The sequence below is a fragment of the Mycobacterium sp. genome (assembly GCF_032162105.1).
Classification (GTDB): Bacteria; Actinomycetota; Actinomycetes; order Mycobacteriales; family Mycobacteriaceae; genus Mycobacterium.
The window spans coordinates 1-2,884 of record NZ_JAVRPS010000290.1 but is presented as its reverse complement, the minus strand read 5'-3'; the positions used below and the strand labels follow the sequence as shown (position 1 = coordinate 2,884).

Genomic DNA, 2,884 nt, shown 5'->3' with positions numbered 1-2,884 from the left:
CTCGACGGTGTCGAAACCGGCGCGATCGAAGTGCTCACCGACCAAATGACACGCGAAGCCAAGGCCGCGCTCTCGCGGGAGAGAGCAGCGCGCCGACCCGCCACCGAAAGCGCATGAGTTCTGAGCTGCTTCCACAAAGCAGCACAACCGTGTGGTTGTCGGATCCGCCAAGAAGATGAGAAAAAGCCGTCCGTCATTATGATGAGAATTCTGCAAACGAGCAGGTAGGGGAGACGGCCTCCGCCGCAATCTTTAAGAACCGACACCTGCAGCGGTGATCGAACTCGGCAGCTTCGACGGTGCTGCCGAGCGGTTGCACGGCACCCCGTCGGCGATCAGCCAACGCATCAAGGCGTTGGAGCAGCGGGTGGGCTCGTTGTATCCGGCCTCGAGAGCGGTTCGGCGATTTCGTCTTGGAGATCCGCAGGCCCTAGGACAGCGCGGGGTCAACGATGGCCCCTACGAGGTCGATGGTTGCGCCGCTGGAGAACATCGAGTCATGCACTTCCAGGACACCAAGTGGACTGCCCGAGGGAACGTCGAAAACCATCACAGCGTCGGACTGCAGGCTCGGGTTGTGGCTGACCGAGTGGCTCACCTTCGTGTCGACGTTTCCTGACGCGTCCGAATTGTAGTCAAACTGTTTGCCGTTGATGACCAGCTTTTGGGCGAACGCATCGAAGGATTGCGACTCGTTACCGACGTTGCGGACCGTCAGTCGGATAACCTCAAAGACGCCTTTGGCCTTCTGGTAGGCGAAGGGGTCATAAGGGTCACCGACCGAATCAACTTGAGACACATCCCTCACGGTGAAGCCGAGCTTGCCGTCACGGGCTTCTTGCCCCTGCGATGCGCTGGGGCTGGGAGTGTCAGGGACCCCGCAGCCGACGAGCAACGTGAACGTCGATGCACCAATGAGAGCAGCGGTTTTCTTCCGATTCATGGCCCGCCTCCGTAGTTGCTCCCGGGGAGTTTGCAAACTCGAACGCTCCCGCTGTTTCCGGCCAGCCCGGGGATGTCGTGAGTCAGCGGGTTCGACGCTGGTGTCAGAGCCCCGCGGCGGCAGCAGCCAGGTCGGTGACGCGCGCCCAGTCTTGTTCTGCGACAACTTCGACCGGGGTGATCCAGGAGCCTCCGACGCACCCGACATTCGACAGGGCCAGGTACTGGGCGGCGTTGCCGGCGGAGATGCCGCCGGTCGGGCAGAACCGCGCCGCCGGGATCGGTGAACTGACTGACTTCAGGTAGTTCGCCCCGCCGGCGGCCTCGGCCGGGAAGAACTTCAGCTCGGTGTATCCGGCCTCGAGTGCGGACAGGATCTCCGACACCGTGGCCACGCCGGGCAGGTGGGGGAGTCCGGTATCGGTCATGGCGCCGAGCAGGGTCCGTGTGCTGCCGGGCGAGACCAGGAACTGCGCGCCCGCTGATGCCGCTTGTTTGGCCTGGCCGGGGTCGACGATGGTGCCCGCGCCGAGAAAGATCTCGGGCACTTCACTGGCGATCCGCTCGATGGCGTCCAGCGCCACCGCCGTCCGCAGTGTCAGCTCGATGACCGGCAGTCCACCGGCCACCAGTGCACGCGCGATCGGGACGGCGTGGTCGACATCATCGACCACGACGACGGGAATGACAGGGACACGGTTGAGCAGTGATTCGGTCATTGATTTCTCCTGGGTTATCACGCGACGTAGGCGGGGAAGACGCTGGCGCCCTGGTCCGCGGGACCGACGGCGGCGCGCATACTGGCGAACAGTTCACGTCCGGTGCCCACCATCTCGGTCGCCGACGGTGCGCGGCCGGTTGGGGTGCGGGCGGCGAACTCGTCGTCCGGAACGTGCAGGGTCAGGGTGCCGGTCACGGCGTCGACGGTGATGGTGTCACCGGTGGCAACCCGCGCCAGTGGACCGCCCGTGGCGGCTTCCGGTGTGAGATGGATTGCGGCCGGGACCTTTCCCGAGGCGCCCGACATTCTGCCGTCGGTGACCAGCGCGACCCGGTGTCCGCGGTCTTGCAGAACACCGAGTGCCGGGGTGAGCTTGTGTAACTCGGGCATGCCGATCGCGCGGGGACCCTGATACCGCAGTACCGCGACCAGATCACCGTCCAGCCCGCCGGCCTCGAACGCCGCGAGGAAGTCGGCCTGGTCGTCGAAGACCACGGCAGGCGCGGTGATCGTGCGGTGCTCAGGTTTGACGGCCGAGGTCTTGATCACGCACGAACCGAGATTGCCGGCAAGGGTTTTCAGGCCGCCGTCGGTGTCGAAGGGCTCCTCCACACCGCGCAGCACCGAGGTGTCGTGGCTGATCGTGGTGCCGTCCAACCACATCACGCCGTCCCCGTCGAGTTTGGGTTCTTGGGTGTAGCGGCGCAATCCGGGGCCGACCACGGTCTGCACGTCCTCATGCAACAGGCCCGCATCCAGCAGTGAGGCGATAGTGAAGCCGAGCCCGCCGGCGGCGTGGAAGTGGTTCACGTCTGCACTGCCGTTGGGATAGATGCGGGCCAGCAGCGGAATGACCGACGACAGTTCGGAAATGTCGTTCCAGGTCAACGTGATTCCGGCTGCTTGGGCGATGGCGACCAGGTGCATGGTGTGGTTGGTCGAGCCGCCGGTGGCGAGCAGCGCGACGCAGCCGTTGACGACCGCGCGTTCGTCGATCATCTCGCCGACCGGGGTGTAGTCCTCGCCCAACGCGGTGAGTCCGGTGACCTGGCGCCCGGCTTCGGCGGTGAGCGCGGTGCGCAGCGGTGTGCCGGGGTTGACGAAGCTCGAGCCCGGCAGGTGTAGTCCCATCACTTCCATCAGCAGCTGATTGGAGTTGGCGGTGCCGAAGAAGGTGCATGTTCCGCTGCCGTGATACGACGCGGCCTCGGCGTCGAGCAG

General features: G+C 65.1%; 3 protein-coding genes and 1 pseudogene. 1 reads left to right on the top strand and 3 read right to left on the bottom strand.

Annotation, left to right across the window (positions count from 1 at the left end):
• Nucleotides 1-274 precede the first annotated feature (274 nt).
• Nucleotides 275-379: pseudogene (locus QOC69_RS14905) on the top strand (LysR family transcriptional regulator); the annotation flags it as partial.
• 51 nt (nt 380-430) lie between these two features.
• Here the strand turns inward: QOC69_RS14905 and QOC69_RS14900 are convergent.
• From QOC69_RS14900 to QOC69_RS14890, 3 genes are all read right to left on the bottom strand, one after another.
• Nucleotides 431-943: a DUF4352 domain-containing protein gene (locus QOC69_RS14900; protein ID WP_526440784.1), complete on the bottom strand. Its 513-nt coding sequence runs from the start codon at nt 941-943 to the stop codon at nt 431-433.
• A 103-nt stretch (nt 944-1,046) separates the two neighbouring features.
• Nucleotides 1,047-1,661 carry a bifunctional 4-hydroxy-2-oxoglutarate aldolase/2-dehydro-3-deoxy-phosphogluconate aldolase gene (locus QOC69_RS14895; RefSeq protein ID WP_526440782.1) on the bottom strand — a complete coding sequence of 205 codons (615 nt, stop codon included), beginning with the start codon at nt 1,659-1,661 and terminating at the stop codon, nt 1,047-1,049.
• 17 nt (nt 1,662-1,678) lie between these two features.
• Nucleotides 1,679-2,884 (bottom strand): dihydroxy-acid dehydratase domain-containing protein (locus QOC69_RS14890; RefSeq protein ID WP_526440780.1); only part of this gene is annotated, 1,206 nt, incomplete at its 5' end.

What these genes read in the sequence shown, in the direction of transcription:
- QOC69_RS14900 (WP_526440784.1), bottom strand. Translation starts at nt 943, where the DNA reads ATGAATCGGAAGAAAACCGCTGCTCTCATTGGTGCATCGACGTTCACG.
- QOC69_RS14895 (WP_526440782.1), bottom strand. Translation starts at nt 1,661, where the DNA reads ATGACCGAATCACTGCTCAACCGTGTCCCTGTCATTCCCGTCGTCGTG.